Raw genomic sequence first — 15848 nt, 5'->3', positions numbered from 1 at the left:
CTTCGGGGACGTCATTCGTCCCACGAATCGTCGTCCGAGCTCTCATCGGCATCGTCATCGTTGAAGAGGCCCGCATCGATCACGGACGTGCCGTACTCCTCCTCGGCGAGTTCGAGGTCTGCCAGTTCCTCGTCGTCGAGTTCGGCGTCGTGATGAGCAGCCGGTGGTGAGTCCAGACGGGGAAGCCGGTCGTGGAACCGCCGTAGCGCGTCGACAAACGGCCCCGGCAACGCAGCGGTCGCCGGCCCCAAATACAAGGTGGTTCCATCGACAACCACCAGCCTAGAAGGGGCGAGCGTTCGGAACAACGCGATCTTGACCCACATCGACGTCACGCCCAGCTCACCCGCAACGTCGAGCACTTCCGACGTGGTGAACGGCTCGCCAGGGTAGGGCGCGGCGGTCCGGTCTGGCCAGGCGAGTCCTAAACAGCATGCCCACGTCACCCTTGCCACAGGGGACAAGTTCCGCACCGGGTATTCCTGGCTTTCCTCCGGCGCGGGTGTCGACTGAGGAAGCCATCCGAGTGCGAGTCCGCGGCCGTCTGAGCGTTTGTGGGTGGCGCCGGTCCTGCACGGCACGAGTGTACGTCCGGCGGACTCGGCGCTGCGCCGTGCGGAGTCGACGGCTCGCGGATCGATTCGTTCCAAAGCGAGACCGGCGGTAGCGCGGATCGCGGCTAACAGGGTGGCGGGGTCTGTAAACAGCGTGTTCATGATCGCACCTCCCCCTCCACCGATGGTGTCCGGTATAGCACCACGGGGTGCAGGTACGTCACCGGCGCCTCGGCATCGGCGAGGAGTTCCTCACCCAGTCGCACGATGAACGGCTGTTCGGGGTCAGCCGAGACCCCAAGCAGATCGACGAGCTGGACGGCGGCCGCGGGCCAGCCCAAGTCGTGAAGCATTCCGGTCAGCTCGACCGACTCCGCATTCGCAAGGCGTGACTCGATCGCCAACCGTCGCTGGCGGGCGAGACGGTCATGCTGTTCCTGCATGACCGCGATCGGATCGACTTCGGCGCCTCCGACAGGCTCCGGCGGCCGAGTCGCCACCCGTCGCCTCGGGCGGAACTCATCCAACGCGTCCAGAACCGAGCCGGGATCCAGCCAGGCGCCAGGAGGGTCGACAACGAGTCTCTCCGCCACCATCGCCAACTCTTCCAGCGAGCCGTCGAGGGCCGCAGACAGGTACTGCTCGGGAGTCAGGACGCTGAAGTCCAGTGAAGCCCCTCCTTGGTCGAGTACCCGGTCCACCGCTGCGAGCACTTGATGGCGGTAGGCGAGTTCCGCCTTCACCAACTGGAATGCGAGTTCGCCAAGCTCGTGGTCGCTGTTGAACCGGTCGGTCACCAAACTGTTGAGCAAGTGGACGTCAGCTTCCACCCTGCTCGGGTCGTGGTTGCGGTGCTCGTCCATGAGTTCGCCGATGGAAGCGGTCGTGATCAGTCGCGATAAGGTCGCGGCGTAGACGCTGAGCATCTGCCGACATCGCTTGAGGTGCTTGGCCACCGTGGTCCGGTCCGCCTCGCCGGTTTCGATCAACCAGCGTGTTCGATCGAGCAGCAGCATCATCTCCTCGACGCCGCCCCGCGTGCCGAGCCGTTCGAACACCAGCAGGCCGACCATGCCCGAGGGGACTAGTACGTAGCGTGACTGACTCTTCTTCTCTAGGAAGGGTTTGATCAAACCCATCTTCAGGAAGAGATCAAACCGCGAGTCGAACAGCGCGCGGTCGGTGTGTCCGCGACGCGCCATCGCGTGCTCTACCTCGGTTCTGGTCATCCCGGTGAGTCCGGCATGATCGGCGAACACCTCGGACAGATCGCGCGCCACCTTCACCGCTCGCGGGTCGTCGGTGACGGCGGCCGCGTCGCGGGCAATTGGTGCCACGAATGAACGGATATTGTCCAACAGGGTCGCGTCGCTCACCTGACTCGCCTGATCGGGTGCCTTCGTCGGCGGCGCGGGGAACAACGCCTGCGTGTCCGACATGTCCACGTGTCGCTACTCCATCCCAAGTATGCTGAGTCGATCTGCCAGGGTCCGCAGGACGCGGTCGTGCAGCGTCTGTTGCTCGACCGCCTTCCCTGTCGCCTCGATGTACTCGGCTACCTCACGCAGCGAATCGGGCAGACGATCCTTCAGGCTGGCCGCCAGGCGCCTATCCTCACGATCGGCCTTCTGCTCCTCTTCGACGCTCGCCCTCTTCCTCGCCTGACCGGAGCGCAGCAGTTCCAGATCCATCCCGACCGGTGTCGCCGTCCGGCCGAGACGGTCGGTCAACATCGAGAAGATCTGCAGACCGGCTGCGTCCAAGTCCATCCAGGCAGCGACCTTGACCGGTGGCAGGGCGATGATCAGGTCGACCGCGTTGACCACCGCCTTGCCCTGACCCCAGATGCACAACCATGACTCGGTGATCTCCTTGATGTCACAGACTTCCTGGAAGGTCTCGGCGTTCTCCACCAACAGGATTCCCGCCGCGGCGAACTTGACGTCTCCGACCAGCCGGACGCCTTCGGAAGGCAGGCCGATCCACGGCCTGCTCCGAGCAGCGTCCGCGATCGCGCTTCCGTGGCTCCAAACCAAAGGCCCGCGCACCCTAATCGTGATGTCCGACTTCTTCACAGCCTGTGAGAACTCGCGGCCGACCAGTTGGCTGAACACGATGGACCGGGCGGTGGACCACTTCACGTGCGTGTCACCCCAGGCCAACCCAGCGAGTTCGGCTGCACCAGGCACCCGGTCCGAGCTCGCCCACCTGATCGCGGCCAGTAGTGAGGCTTCGTAGGTGGTCCAACTCTTCGCAGTCGTCGTGGTGCCCGGCGGTGGCACCAACGCAGAACCGGCGGGCACAGCGCGGAGCACATCTCGCTCCGCGACCAGTGACGGTGGTGATTCCAGGTTGTCGAGCTGGTCGAGCAACGCCCGACGCACCTCGTCGGGGTCGCGCTGCGGCCGCAGCTCGGCCAGCTCGTCGTCAGCCTGTTCCGCCCATGCACTCGACAAGGACCAACTCTCGGGCGATCCCAGCGCCAAGCGGTCCGAGTCGACGTCACAGCGAAGCACGACGCCGCCGGACCTGACCAGCTCGACAGCCACGGAAAGAGCACGACCACCGAAGCGGTTGCCCACCGAAGACCACTGCCGCCGCGCGGCGGACAGCACCCACGCCAGGTCCGCCCGGGACAGACCGTCGGGGGGCGAAAAGAGGGCGGTACGCTCGCTCGGAACGAGGTCCACCTTCGTCACCTTCACCCGACCGCGCCGGTCGCGCGGAACGCGGGACACACCGTTGCGGCGAACGGGCACAGTGACGGCCTCCACACCCGGCGGCAGGCCGCTCAGCAGGATCGTTGACCGTCCGGACATCTCCCCCAGCAAGGGTTTGTAGTGCTCACGCACGCGCACCGCCGGTCAAGCCATGCCTGAAACAGGCCAGCTCGGTTGTCCGATGCGGTGGTCTGTGCAAATGCGTTCCATCGATCCCGTCACTGACGCTCGCTCGTCGCTCCCGACGCTGTACCGAGTTCGTAACGACGTTACTCGGCAGTGCAACCGCAGAGGCTAGTACGGCGGCTACGGCAGCCGGACACTTCAGTGAGTCCCTCCCTTGATCACGTGCTTGCTCATCACGATCGGAGACCTGCGCCACTCCGTTACGGCCGACGCTTTCAGTCACCTCATTGGCGGACCCCATGGAGCGCACTACCGGGTCGGTGCACTCTGGCCGACCTCCGAACCGATCCAGTACCGTAACGCTGAGTGAACGCCAACCGATACCTCGTCCAACCGGTCAGCGGATCACCCCTGGTCGGGTCGCAGGATCTGAAGGGCGATCGCATAGTGCACCTCAGCAAGCTGGTGGTACGAGGTCTACGAGCCGGTGCCGAGTACGACTTCGAGGTTCGGTTTCCTGGTCGATTCGCAGTGCTGGTGGGTGCGAATGGCGTGGGCAAGACGACCGTGGCCGAAGCACTCCAGCTTGCCCACACAAGGGTCTTTCCTCGACTCAGCCCGCCCAGCGGAGCTGCCTTGGGCGAGGGTGAGCGATCGGTCGAGGTCGAGTGGACCTACGCTGACAGCGATTCCGTGGAGAGCCCGCTGGGCGCCTCAATGCAGGCACGCAGTGGCCGACCGACGCCGGGAGCGACGGCCATTGGGTGGACCCGAGGGTTGAGCCGCGACCTGGGCAGAGTGGCATCAAGACTGCTGACGCCGGTCGAGGGAGACCAGGCTGATGCGTTCCGGTTGGTGTACCTGCCAGCGTGGCGCAATCCGGTCGATGAGTTGGCACGCCGGGAAGCACGCATCCTGGTCGAGTTGCTGCGCGCCCAGCGGCAGAACTCAGGCGGAGGTCGCGACCTGACCGGTCTCCGAGCCCGTGCGTCTGCGCTGTTGGAGCAACTGACCGGAGATGGATTGATCAGGGCCGTCGAGGAACGGATCTCCACGCACCTCCAGGCGCTGTCGGCAGGGGTCTCCCGCAACTGGCCCTACGTGCGCAACCAGGTCATCGACGACACCTATCTGGCCAGGGTGCTGGAGTTGATGCTGGCCGTTCTGGAGGGCCGGGAGCACGCACGTCCGCTGGAAGTCTCCGGCTTGGGGTACGTCAATTTGCTGCACATCGCGGTCATCCTGGCCGCGATCCCCGATCAGCTCATCGCTGCCACAGCTGACGACCCGGCCGAACATCCCGATAATGCAGAAGGGGAATGTGGAACTCCCTCTGCGGAATCACCGGTTGAGTCCGACCTTGCCGAGGCTGCCGACGCGGAAGTCAGGTTGCGCCAGGCCCAGGCCGAGCGCGAGAGCGAGGAGGACTCCTTCTTCCCGTCCCGCCCGCTGCACGTCACCGTGCTCATCGAGGAGCCGGAAGCACACCTGCACCCGCAACTCCAGCACTCCCTGGCCCGGTACCTGCAACGGATCGTCCGTCGTCGTCCCGAGTTGCAGATCATCCTGTCCAGCCATGCCACTGACATCATCACCTCGTGCTCACCGGAGCAGATCATCGTTCTTCGTCGTGACCGGGACGGTCGCCGCGTGTGCCGCGGTATCGCCGAGCTGGACATCCCGGATCGCGCGGAGGTTATGCGTAAGACCCGGCTGCACCTGGACGCGAGCCGATCCGCGGCACTGTTCGCCGAGCGGCTGCTGCTGGTCGAGGGAGTCACCGACGCGGCGTTGGTGCGCGAGTTCGGCTGGGTATGGGCTGGCAGCGACGAGGACAAGCGGTCCTTCGTCGACGCTTTGAGCATCGTGCCGATGGGAACCAAGGTTGGTTCGTGGGCAGTTCGGCTCCTGGCCACTCGTGGCCAGGAGTTGTGTGACCGGCTCGCGGTGCTGCGCGACAGCGATAAGGAACTGGAAGACAGACCGACACAGCCGAAGTGGCTGACCGACGCTGCTCATGATCCACGGGTGGTTCGGGTGGTGCACAGCCATCCGACTCTCGAGCCGTCCATCACGAGCGGCAACGAAATCCACATTAAGGCAGTGCTCGACATCCTGCGCATCGAGGTCCCTGAGCCGCTTGACGTCAGAGCGGTTCACGAACTGTTCCGCAGCCCCCGCAAAGCCACCGCAACCCGCGCAAGCTCTCCAGCAGGTCCTGCCGCCTCACGCAAGGGCGAGTTCGCCTTGGAACTGGCAGCCCGCCTCGCCGAGCGCCGCGACTCGGGCGCGGCCGACTTGGCTGTCCCCGACCATCTGAGAGAGATCTTCGACTTTCTTTACTCCACTGATGTCGACGAGACGCCCGACGACCCGTCCGAGGCGTCGGCCGCCAACGACGCACAGGAGTGAGCCGCACAGTGGTCGGGATGCCGCCGTTGCAGAGTAGCGACGTACGTCCTGCAGATTTGACCAGGCAACAGATCGTGGCCAGTGGAACTCCGGAGAAGCGCCTGTTCATCGACGCAGGGCCGGGGACGGGCAAAACCACGGTCGCGGCTCAGCGCTTCGGTGCCCTGCGCTTCTCCGCCGAGGCGCGGAACGATCACCGGTCAGTCACCGCTGTGAGTTTCACCAAGGCGGCGACATCGAACCTGCGGCGAAGGCTTACGCGGATCTGGGGACCGGTCGCCCTCGGTTGGCCCCATCGCGTCGTCACGCTCGACACGATCATGTACGACCTGCTGCACGACCTGCTGGATGCAGGCTTGCTTCGGTGGCCGACCGGCCACACCGAGCTCACAGTTGTCGACAGTTGGAACGCCTTCAGTCAGAGTGCATGGACCGACGCCTCCTATGAAGTCTTCGTCGAATCGGGTGAGATCCGCTTCCGGCGGATCACCCTGAACTCGACTTCACGTGTTCCGATCAGGGTAATCAAAGAAAAGCTCATGAGCGGCATCTGCACTCACCAGGATGTCCGGGACGCTCTCGAGGCATCGCTGAACGACAGCTCGATCGCCGATCGTATACGGGCACGCTGGGTCAAGACGACACGCGCCCTGATCGTCGACGAAGTGTTCGACGCCAACGAACTCGACGCGAAGGTCATCGAACTGGCGATCGAAGCCGGCTTGTCCGTCACGCTGGTCGGCGACCCGTGGCAGGCTCTCTACGTCTTTCGAGGCGCGCGTCCCGAAGCGATACGCGACCTCCTGCTTCGCACCGGAACCCGCACGCTCGTGCTAAACGACTCATTCAGGTGGCGCGATCCCGCGCAGCGTCAGCTTGCATCTGACCTACGCGCCGGTAGAGCCGTCAGCCTCGTCCCATCTGACCACCACGCCGTGGACGTGGTGCTGGCCGTCACGTGGAAGCAACTGTGGGCGGCCGGTGAGCGCATCCTGCCCTTGGCCTTCCAGTCCTTCAAAGGCGGCTCCGAAGAGGCAGCCGCCACCCTGTTGCTCAACCATGTGACCAGTACCGTCTTCGGAAGACAGGCCACCTATCTCACCGAAGCCCTTCTTGCCCTGGGTATCGACGATCCCGACATCACCGATCAGGTCTACAGCAAACTCCAGGACGTGCTGGACCTTCTGGCACGCAACGACAAGATGGCCGTCACCAACGCCTACTCCGCGCTCGCCGAGGTCATCAAGAGTGTCTCGTCCCGCCAACTCCGTCCAGCACACCACGCACACACCAGACGCCTCGCCGACCTCGCATCCCGACTCGCTCATGCCGACAAACCGATACTCGGCCTCACGACCCACCAGGCCAAGGGCGGCGAGTGGGACGTTGTGGGTGTCGTTCTGTCACGGTCCGAGCGGGATCGACTGCTGATCGGCCTCGACAACGCAGAAGAGACCGACCGCAAGTTGTACGTCGCCTGTACCAGAGCAAGGTACAGGACTCTGCTAATCAACACGTGACTATGCGGATCATGCAGCCGAATCCCTCTTCTGAGTACGCATCTCAAATAGCCGACGAGAGCTCTCAGAGGCTGTCCGATCAACAGGCCGAGCGGATCGACCAGCAAATCAGCGTGTCAATGCGGGAGAACTTTCTCGATCGCACATAGTAGGGAGAGGTGACGTGTTGGAAGCAGCGCATCGACCGCGAGCATCGAGATGTCCCAAGATCCCAACTGAGTCCAGACTACGACGGTCTCGGCGCACAAAGTGACCGGGTCGGATCTTCCTAACCCCACCAATCGACTCTGGGCACTGCTCCCCTCGACGAACCCGGGACCACCACCGCCAGCACGCCCTGCTCGAACCGAGCTTCGGAGAAGACCGTCCACGGGGCGCCCGCTGGAGTCCCGTCAAGGTCGCTCACCCGCCGAATCCGGCGTAGCCGCCGAAGTGCGCCATGCCCAACCAGGCGTCAGACGCCCGTGCGTCGTTTTGGCCTTGACGAGAATCGATCAGGTCGTGGTGCGCACGATCGACGGCACCGGATCGCTGTAGACACCGAACCTATCGCTGACCCGGACGTCGAAGACGTGCTGGCCTGGATTGACACCGCTGAACTGCTTCGACGAGCGCGTGCCGCACTGAGAGTCGAACCAGGACTGCCCGTCGATCAGGAAGTGGCAGATCACCGGATCTCGGCCACTCTGCCAGCCGACGTCGAACGCGACTCCGACGTTGCCGTCTCCCTTGACAACGACGACGAAGTTGGCCACGGTCGGCTTCGGGTCCGCAGGAACAACCGGTGTTGGTGGAACCGGGTCGCCGGGAATGTCGACGGTCAACGCTGGCGACCACTGGCTGGTGTTGCCAAGACGGTCACGGACGAGCGCCTTGAATCTGTGCATGCCCGCAGCGAGACCGGTGACTCGCGTCGACGAACGCGTCCCGCACTGGCTGTCCTGCACGGCCGAGTCGTCTACGTAGATCACGCACCGCACCGGATCCGTACCAGCCGTCCAGCCAACGTCGAACATCACGGCAGCGACACCCACGCCAACACTCTGGACGGAGAAGTTGGCCAAGACCGGCGCGGCGGGCTTCACCACACCGGTATTCACGGCGGGCGGTTCGCCCGCCGCCTTGGCTGCCACGGTCAGAGTCCGTGTACCGTGGATGATCTTGTTCGCGTCCTTCGGCTGGGCGTCAGCCCACTTCAAGTAGGTCGGGAGGCTCAGAAAGAGGCTAAACAGCTTCTTCGAGAGGCCGGACGCGACGGCCCTGCCGACCGCGAACTCGACGTTCCTGACCCGTAGGACGTCACACTTAAGCCGCTCGACCCAGTTCGTGTCCGCGACGCAGTTCTCATAGTCGGCGTAGACGTCCGAGATCTCGGTGATCAGGGTCGTGTAAATGCCCCAATACTTCTTGACATCCGCGAGCTGAAGTCCGGGCATGAACGTCACGAGCGTGGTGAGCAGAGCAAAGTTTCGGCCCGCGCGTGAGAGCTCAACCGAGATCGTCGAACCGCCCTTGTCCAGTGGAACACGCGCGACATCTCCCGGCATGAGGATGGAGGGGTCGGAGTGACGCAACCGCGTGAGCGCAGCGGCCAATCCCTGGTTAACGCCGACCGACCGGACAGCGGACGCGTCACCGGTGAGCTTGATCTGAACCGGAAGCGCGAGCGTGTTCCTCAGGATGACTTCCGACGTCGTCATGCACGCTTCGATCGGGTAGTCCGCCGGAACCGCTCCCCTGGATTCGTCCGTGGCGCAAAGTCCTGGCGCGGGTGCCGCGATCGCCAGCGTGCCAGTGCTCGCGAGTGTGCAACTTGCTATGACAGCGACGAGACGCATCAGTTTTCGGCGAGCCTGCACGGCCCCTCCAATCTCTTTCCGAGCTCGGCCAAGGCGTCAGCCGCGCGAGTCGCGGCTCTTTCGTCCGAGAAACCTTTCCCCGCCAGGTCGTCCAAGGCGTCCGCAGTGTTCAGAAGAACATCGCGGGCCCCTGCAAGATCAGGGGTCCTGGCCATACCTCGAAGACCTTCCGCCGTCTCGCGCAGCTTGCTTCGCGCCGCTTCAGCCGAGTCCGGGTCAGCGAACTCGTTCATCGCATCGCTGAGCCTACCGAGGTTGGCGTCGCCAGACGACAACCTCTCGCACGCGTGGCTTCCACCGCCATCCTGGGACGCAGCCTTCTCGTCCGCACTCGAGCCACAGGCCACTAGCGTCGTCAGGAGCAACCCAATGACGACGCCTGAGGGGCTTCTTCTGATGATCTCCTCCTCGAGTCAACGGCGAGCAGCGCGGTCCAGTATGAAGACTGCGCACCGCGAACCCAATCGAGTTGATGAAGAATTAGGACAAGACATCACCCTCTCGTCCATCGAAACCGTTCGCTGGAGGATGGTGCCGTCACGCTTCTAGCCCGCCGACGGAGGGCGGCGAAGGGTACGAGCTGGTCCTTGAGGCGTAGCTGATCTCGTAGTCGACGATGCCCACCAGTCACCCTCCACGCTAGGGAAGCGGCCGTGCAGGCGTGCAGGGATGGCGTCGGTGAGGTCGAGGCCGGTCTCGATCACATGTCGCGGGGCTCCCTTCAGTCGCGGGAAGAGGGCGTCGAGTCGGATCCAGGCCGGAGTGAGCACGCGGCTACGGCCGTGTAGGGTGTCGCCGTCCCACGAGGTGTATGGGCTGATGATCACGACTCGCCCGGGTTTGCCGCTTTGCCGCCCTGGGAAGACGGGCTGGCCGATTGTCGTAGAACCTCGCGTCCAGTTCGGCCCGTTCCGGGTAGCGGTGATCGCCGGTCCACAGCCAGCCGGTGTCGGTGCCGCCCGGTGTGGTGGCGCGGGCCGGGCAGTCGCCCCGGAGTTCGCCGTCCGCGGCGCGCGCGGTGCTGATGCCGGGAACGAGTGGGTGTCGCCCGCTCTTGCACCTGGTGGGCAGGATGGCGATCACCGCGCCCACGGGATCGAGCCGGTACCGCAGCACCCCGTCCGGTGGAGTGAGCGAGGAGGGCGGTGTCATGCCTGGCAACATATCACCCGTTCGCGCATATGTTCGATGTGGACATCGTCTGGCGTGCTGGTTCCCGACGGTGACCGCGTAGTCACTTCGCCCCCGGAGGAATCCTCCGTCCAAAGCTCTGTGTCGTCGCGTTGGTGATCTTGCTACACCTGTCCGTGTCCGCGTGGAAACAGGTTGTAGCGCGAAGGAAACCGATGCCCCGCACCAAGTCCGGCTTGCTCCTGCCCATCCTGGCCGTCGCCGGGATCGTGGCCTATCTCGGTCCGGAGGCGGTGATCGACACCGTGACCGGCGTGTTCGAGAACCAGGACCCGGTGCTGATCGAGGACGAGGGCCACCAGCTCCTGTGGGCGGTGACGGGGAAGCCAAGGCCCGGCAGTGCACCGTGGAGGTCGCGTTGACAACGCGGCAGTGCGGGGACGTGAAGGTGGTGGTGATCGACGCGGCCAAGATGCCGTTCATCGCCCGCAACATCCACCTGGCCTGGGGCGAGGGTCAGCCGTCGGTCCTGACCCGCAACTCCGCCAAGCAGGCCGCCAACCGGGCCGCGGCGTGTAGGCGGTTCGTGCCGAAGAACGGGGGGAGTTGCGACGAATATGGCTTCGCGACCACGGACGAGGGCGGTTCCGGCGCGCGCACCGAGGAGGTCCCGTTGCGCGAGCAACGTTGCCAGGGCGGGGCGATCAGCTCCGAATACGCTAAGGCCAAGATCGGCCAGGGGGACGGTTTCCTGGTGGTCATCTCCAACCCGGCCCAGGTCGCCACGACCGGGTTCGCCGGGGCCGACGTTGCTGACGAGCAGTTGGAACAATGCGCGCTGTGACCCGCTACGCGTGGGCGGACACCGCCTTCGACCTGGCCTGGACCCTGGCCGTGACCACCGGCCGGACCGAGTACGAGGTGCTGGCCGCCTACGGCGTCGGCGGCGACGCCCAGCCCACCGACGTGACGTTCGAGGCCGCGCTGGCCGAACACAACGAGCACGTTGACGACTACGGTCTCCTGCAACTCACCCGCCACGACGAGTGCGTGCTGGCCATTGAGCCCAATGGCTGGGTTGGCAACGCCCCGGCCGTCGCCCGGCAGCTCGCGAGCCCGAGCGGGTTGTTCGTGTCGGTGTACTGGAGCGCCAACGGCGACCATCAGATCGTGCAGGCCCGGGACGGGCAGCTCGTTGGCCGATTCGACCCCACCTTCATCGGTCTCCCGGCCGGGGCCAACGACATGCTGCCCGGCTGGGTGGAGCCCGAGGACTTTCCCCTCGACCACCTCAAGTCCGCCAGCCTCGCCGCGGTGGAACGGGTGACCGCGGTGGCGTTCGAGGAGTCCTGGTTGACCACTCCACTGCCGACCTACCGCCTCCCGGCCTAGGCCAGCCGCCGCAGCCCGGTCCAACGCCTGCTGGAAAGACTTCTCGTCACGCTGGATCTGTTCGGCCCGCTCGGGTCGGGTTCGGGGATGGCGTTGGTCCGGGGACGGCGGGGAAGGCGGTCCGCAGGGCGGCAGCGCAGTGCGCGCCGTCACTGCTATCGGCTTGGAACCGGTGCCCACTTGACTGTTTTTGCGGTCTGGCCTACGGATGGTTCTCGACCAACGCTCGGACGCAGCGGGCGCGTGCCTATCGCAAGAACTCGAAGCCGTGGAGCCCGAATGGTGGTGATTCACGGACGTTTTGCGGGTGAGGCTTCCGCGAAGGCGTTCCAGAGGAGGTTGAGGGGGTGGTCGGGGGTGTAGTGGGTGCGTTCGTGTTTGCGGGTGAAGATGCCGGTGACGATTTCGAGGTGGGGGTGGTAGTCGGTGGCGAGGGTGAGTTTGCGGAGGCCTTGGCCGGGGAGGTGGCCGTTGAGGGCGGCGTCGGCGACGCGGTCGGTGGTGAGGAGGCAGCCGTGGAGGAGGTGGGTGGTGAGGAGGTTGAGGCCGTAGTTGAGGGAGTCGATGGTGGCGATGACGGTGAGGGTGGAGTGGTAGTCGGGGCCGTACCAGCGGGTGAGGAAGTCGGCGAGGAGTCCGGCTGTGGGGGTGAGGAGGGGGAGGGTGGGTAGTTGGGTGGCGGTGATGGGGGTGTCGGGGAGTTCGCGGGTGGTGAGGTTGGTGAGGAGGGCGACGCGTTCTCGGTGCCATTCGAGGAAGTCGTAGTCGTGGGTGGGGGCCTCGTTGGGCGGGGCGGCGAGGCTGCCGCAGACGATGTCGACCTTCTTGCTGTCGAGGGTGCGCCAGAGGTCGCGGGTGCGGACGTGTTCGATGGTGAGGTGGATGCCGCGGGCTTCGAAGTCGTGGCGGAGTGTGGGCCAGATGGCGCCGAGGAACTGGACGGTGAACTCGGTGGTGCCGAAGGTGACCGTGGATCCGAGTCGTCGTCGGCTTTGGTGCAGGCTGTTGTTCCAGGTTGAGAGTGTGCTGCGCGCCAGGGCGACCAGCTCTTCGCCGGTGGTGGTGAACAGGAAGTCTTTGCCTCGGCCTTGTTTGACCACGAGTGCCTCGCCGACGAGTCGGGTGGCGGTCTTGTTGAGGTGGTCGAGTTGTTTCTGCACGCTGGATTGCTCGCGTCCGAGTGCGCGGGCCGCGCGTTGGGCGGTGCCGGTAGCGTGCACGACGGCGAGTGTGCGGAGTTGGTCGAGGCTGAGGTCGAGCAGGTGAGGTGGGCACCCCAGCAGCGCCGTGAGGGTCTCCGTCGCGCCGGTGTCCGTGCCAGGCATGGTTCTCCCGCGGGTTGGTGATGTTCGTTGGGACAGCTGGGTTGTCGTTGGCCGCAGTTCGCGTTGGGGTGGCCCAGAGATGTTCGCCGAGACATCGCGGGCCGCGCTACTGTCCGAGCGGACATCATGTGGGTTTTCGCCCGTTCGGGCTCTTTCGGTGTATCGCTTGGGGAAGCGAGGTTTCCGATGACCGCTCGCAGCATCGCCACCGACGAGGTGGCGTCGTCGTGCTACTTCCGTACCACGGTGGAGCAGCCGTTCCGCAAGGCGCTGGTGCAGATCAACGAGGATTGCAATTTGCGCTGCGCTCACTGTTTCGTCTCGGCGACGAGGATCGGTGGGCGGATGTCGCTGGAAGACGTTGTGGTGAGGGTGATCCCGGGCTTGGCCGCGGCCCGGGTCACGAGGGTGACGTTGACCGGTGGCGAGCCGTCCATCCATCCGGAGTTCCTGGCCATCGTGGCAGCGTTCCGGGCAGCGGGGATGAGTGTCGGTGTGTGCACCAACGCGACCACCCTCGACGACGCCCAGATCAGCACACTTGCTGCCCTCGGGGTGCATTGCAATGTTTCGTTGGACGGGTTCGCGGCCGAGTCACACGGCAAGTTCCGCGGCGACCGGGCAAGTTTCGCCGTCACCATCGCCACGGTGGAGAAGATCGCCGCGGCGGGCATATTGCAGGGGTTGCTGTGCACGCCGAACTCGCTGGCGCAGAACGAGGAGTACGCCCGGCTCTGCGCATTCGCCCGCGTCCACGGCGCCCGCTACGTGCTGCTCAACCCGCTCGGCAGCATGGGTCGCGGCGTCAAGTCCCAGGCGAGGCTGGCCAAGACGACCCTGCACATGCGGGAGATCTTCGAACTGACCGCCCCGTTCGACGGACCTGACCTCGACATCGCCCACATCCGCTTCCCCAACACCGCGGGACGCCCGCTGGCCGGGTGCGAGGCGGGCACGATCATCTACGTGTTCACCCCCGGCGAGGTCACGGTATGCCCCTACCTCGTGTTCGCCGCCCGCACACCAGCCTCGCAACACGCCGACACCGAGTTCATCGTCGGCAATATCCTCACCGATCCCGACATCGCCCAACGACTCGACGACTACCGATTCCACGACCGCTACCAGGTCGGCGCCAATCCCACCTGCACCGCCTGCTCCCTGAGCTCCGGCTGCGGCAAAGGGTGCCCGGCAGCCGTCGTCGCCGCAGGCGGACGCATCGGTGACCTCGACACCGAGCAGTGCCCGATCACCACGCCCACGGAGGGACGCAGGCTGCTGCCGCTGATGCCCGCATGAACAACGCTCGCCTTCCCGGCCTGCTGCTCACGCTGGACGGGCCCGGCGGCGTGGGCAAGTCCACCACCGCCAGACTCATCACCGAGAGCCTCGCGGCCGCCGGCGTGCCGGTGCACGCCACCTCTCAGCCGTCCCGCGCCCGGCTCGGCGAGCTGGCGCGTCACGGGACGGACACCTATCACGGCATGGCTCTGGCCTGCCTGTGCGCCGCAGACCGCCATCACCAACTCGACACCGAGATCCTGCCCGCCCTACGCCACGGCACGGTCGTGGTGTGCGACCGGTATGTCGCCTCCTCGCTGGTGTTGCAAGGCCTTGATGGTGTGTCCGCGGAAGTGGTGTGGCAGCTCAACCACGGCGTCTACCGGCCCGACCTGTCAGTCATCCTCACCGGCGACCCCCACGTCATCAACACACGACTTCGGGCGCGCGGCGGGCACAGCCGCTTCGAACGCGCCGCCGACAACAGCCTGCGCGAGACCGAGCACTACGTCCGAGCCATCGACAATCTGCGCGAACGGGGCTGGCGGGTCACCTCGGTGGAAGCCACCACCGAGCCACCCGAGACAATCGCCGCGGCCATCGTGTCCCTCGTCCACCACGCCATGACCGAGAAGAGCGCGGCATGACCCTCAGCCTGATCACCATCAACATCGGCGCACCCTCCCTCGACCGCGCCCACCGCCAACTGCGCTGGCTCGCGCAACGGCCCGAGGACGTCCTGGTACTCACCGAGACCAAGGCCACCCCGGGCAGCCACTACCTCGCGGAAGCCCTCGCCACCGCCGGATACGCCGTCACCTTTCCCGCGCACGGCCCCGGCGAACTCGGCGTCATGATCGCCAGCAAGATCCCGGTCGCACCGGACCCACTCGGTGCCGCACTGGACTACCTGCCCGCACGCGCTACCGGGATCGTCATCGACACGACGAACGGTCCCGTCCGCGTCATCGGCGCCTACGTTCCCTCACGAGACGCCAGTGCTGAGAAGACCGAACGCAAGAAGACCTGGACCAAGCACTTCACCCACGCCATGGACGCGACAGCAGGCTCCGCGCCGCTGCTGCTGCTCGGCGACCTCAACGTCCTCGAACCCGACCACCAACCCCCACACCGGGGCCAATTCGCTCCATTCGAGTACGACTTCTACACCGACCTCACCCACCGCCACGGCCTACGCGACCTGTTCCGGCACCTGCACCCACACGAGATCCAACACAGCTGGGCACGTCGACCCGAATTGGGTTACCGCTACGACCACGCCCACGGCACACACGCACTGGCCGACGCCCTGCTCGCCTGCGAATACCTCCACGAAACCAGGACACCCGCCTCCGACGGCACGCGACTCACCGACCATTCCGCGCTCTCGGTGCGCCTGGCCCTGACGGTCACCACACGCCTGCTAACGTCCGACCCCGCCACGGTGGCCACACCCGCCGAGTCGGAACCGACCTTGTTCTGAACCCGGTTCACGGTCCCCTGCTGGCACTACGCCCGCCAGCGGACC

Annotated in this window: 14 protein-coding genes; 8 read left to right on the top strand and 6 right to left on the bottom strand. The window is 65.5% G+C overall.

The features are described from left to right. Positions 1 to 11: 11 nt before the first annotated feature. From BMY07_RS33680 to BMY07_RS14450, 3 genes are read right to left on the bottom strand one after another with little or no spacing between them, the layout of a single operon-like run. Complete coding sequence (locus BMY07_RS33680) at positions 12 to 716, bottom strand: hypothetical protein (protein WP_143073486.1); 705 nt, start codon at positions 714 to 716, stop codon at positions 12 to 14. Beyond that, positions 713 to 1999: a hypothetical protein gene (locus BMY07_RS14455; protein WP_092778536.1), complete on the bottom strand. Its 1287-nt coding sequence runs from the start codon at positions 1997 to 1999 to the stop codon at positions 713 to 715. Before BMY07_RS14455 ends, BMY07_RS33680 begins: the two co-directional genes overlap by 4 nt. Before the next feature lie 6 nt (positions 2000 to 2005). Continuing rightward, positions 2006 to 3406: a Wadjet anti-phage system protein JetD domain-containing protein gene (locus tag BMY07_RS14450; protein WP_092778535.1), complete on the bottom strand. Its 1401-nt coding sequence runs from the start codon at positions 3404 to 3406 to the stop codon at positions 2006 to 2008. A gap of 360 nt (positions 3407 to 3766) precedes the next feature. Between BMY07_RS14450 and BMY07_RS14445 the strand changes: the two genes are divergently transcribed. Further along, the gene (locus tag BMY07_RS14445; RefSeq protein ID WP_143073485.1) at positions 3767 to 5812 is read left to right on the top strand and encodes an ATP-dependent nuclease; all 2046 of its coding nucleotides are present in this window, start codon (positions 3767 to 3769) and stop codon (positions 5810 to 5812) included. A 17-nt stretch (positions 5813 to 5829) separates the two neighbouring features. Further along, the gene (locus tag BMY07_RS14440) at positions 5830 to 7332 is read left to right on the top strand and encodes a UvrD-helicase domain-containing protein (RefSeq protein ID WP_143073484.1); all 1503 of its coding nucleotides are present in this window, start codon (positions 5830 to 5832) and stop codon (positions 7330 to 7332) included. Positions 7333 to 7826: 494 nt separating this feature from the next. Here the strand turns inward: BMY07_RS14440 and BMY07_RS14435 are convergent, their stop codons facing one another. Beyond that, positions 7827 to 9032, bottom strand: a complete 1206-nt coding sequence (locus tag BMY07_RS14435) for a hypothetical protein (RefSeq protein ID WP_092778532.1) — start codon at positions 9030 to 9032, stop codon at positions 7827 to 7829. 137 nt (positions 9033 to 9169) lie between these two features. Further along, positions 9170 to 9424, bottom strand: coding sequence for a hypothetical protein (locus BMY07_RS33675; protein WP_143073483.1), 255 nt, complete (start codon positions 9422 to 9424; stop codon positions 9170 to 9172). 1113 nt (positions 9425 to 10537) lie between these two features. On the opposite strand from BMY07_RS33675, the gene BMY07_RS14430 reads away from it, so the two are divergent. From BMY07_RS14430 to BMY07_RS14420, 3 genes are read left to right on the top strand one after another with little or no spacing between them, the layout of a single operon-like run. Further along, complete coding sequence (locus BMY07_RS14430; RefSeq protein ID WP_092778531.1) at positions 10538 to 10744, top strand: hypothetical protein; 207 nt, start codon at positions 10538 to 10540, stop codon at positions 10742 to 10744. After that, a complete protein-coding gene (locus BMY07_RS14425) occupies positions 10741 to 11166 on the top strand; it encodes a NucA/NucB deoxyribonuclease domain-containing protein (protein ID WP_143073482.1) in 426 nt (141 codons plus the stop codon). Before BMY07_RS14430 ends, BMY07_RS14425 begins: the two co-directional genes overlap by 4 nt. Further along, a complete protein-coding gene (locus BMY07_RS14420; protein WP_092778529.1) occupies positions 11154 to 11714 on the top strand; it encodes a DUF6461 domain-containing protein in 561 nt (186 codons plus the stop codon). Before BMY07_RS14425 ends, BMY07_RS14420 begins: the two co-directional genes overlap by 13 nt. A gap of 290 nt (positions 11715 to 12004) precedes the next feature. Here BMY07_RS14420 and BMY07_RS14415 read toward each other — a convergent pair whose 3' ends face one another. Next, positions 12005 to 13039 carry a LysR family transcriptional regulator gene (locus tag BMY07_RS14415; RefSeq protein ID WP_092778528.1) on the bottom strand — a complete coding sequence of 345 codons (1035 nt, stop codon included), beginning with the start codon at positions 13037 to 13039 and terminating at the stop codon, positions 12005 to 12007. A gap of 186 nt (positions 13040 to 13225) precedes the next feature. Here BMY07_RS14415 and BMY07_RS14410 point away from each other — a divergent pair, with 186 nt between their 5' ends. Genes BMY07_RS14410 through BMY07_RS14400 form a run of 3 tightly spaced genes read left to right on the top strand, consistent with a single transcriptional unit; the run spans position 13226 to position 15803 of the window. Beyond that, on the top strand, positions 13226 to 14338 hold the full coding sequence (locus tag BMY07_RS14410) for a radical SAM protein (protein WP_092778526.1): 1113 nt from the start codon (positions 13226 to 13228) through the stop codon (positions 14336 to 14338). Beyond that, positions 14335 to 14967, top strand: coding sequence for a dTMP kinase (tmk, locus tag BMY07_RS14405; protein ID WP_092778525.1), 633 nt, complete (start codon positions 14335 to 14337; stop codon positions 14965 to 14967). The genes BMY07_RS14410 and tmk overlap by 4 nt, the downstream gene beginning before the upstream one ends. Beyond that, entirely contained in the window at positions 14964 to 15803 is an 840-nt protein-coding gene (locus BMY07_RS14400; RefSeq protein WP_092778524.1) for an endonuclease/exonuclease/phosphatase family protein, read from the top strand. Before tmk ends, BMY07_RS14400 begins: the two co-directional genes overlap by 4 nt. Positions 15804 to 15848: the final 45 nt, after the last annotated feature.

Source organism: Actinokineospora terrae (genome assembly GCF_900111175.1).
In the GTDB taxonomy this organism is placed as follows: Bacteria; Actinomycetota; Actinomycetes; order Mycobacteriales; family Pseudonocardiaceae; genus Actinokineospora; species Actinokineospora terrae.
Note: the sequence above shows the minus strand (reverse complement) of the source record. Positions and strands in the feature narration are given on the sequence as shown.